This is a genomic window from Chryseobacterium sp. HNCC26DJ238, from assembly GCF_057180465.1.
In genome coordinates, this window is the sequence record NZ_JBXUGI010000068.1 from 1 (window position 1) to 490 (window position 490).

At 45.9% G+C, this 490-nt stretch carries 1 protein-coding gene; it reads right to left on the reverse strand.

Annotated features, from left to right (window positions below; genetic code table 11):
* The coding region (locus tag AC2A07_RS19740; RefSeq protein ID WP_484051807.1) for a SprB repeat-containing protein at window positions 1-490 on the reverse strand (490 nt) is incomplete at both ends.

The window sequence follows — 490 nt, forward strand, 5'->3', positions numbered from 1 at the left end:
CTGCGTTACGGTTGCATTTACCGTAGCAGTACATCCGTTAGCATCGGTAATAATTACCGTGTACGTTCCGGCAGCCAATCCTGTTCTGTCCTCTGTCGTGATTCCACCTCCCCAGTTATAAGTGTATGGTGCAGTTCCTCCTGCCGGAGTTAAATTGATAGAACCGTTAGAAGCTCCATTACATGCTACATTCGTCACTACAGTCGTTCCTGAAACTGCTGTTGCAGGTTGAGTTACTGTAGCGTTTACTGTAGTAGTACATCCGTTCGCATCGGTGATAATTACCGTGTACGTTCCGGCAGCCAATCCTGTTCTGTCTTCTGTCGTGATTCCACCTCCCCAGTTATAAGTATATGGTGCAGAACCTCCAGCCGGAGTTAAGTTAATAGAACCGTTAGAAGCTCCGTTACATGCAATATTTGTTACCACAGTCGTTCCTGAAACAGCACTTGACTGAGTAATCGTAACAGTTCTTGTCAGTGTACATCCA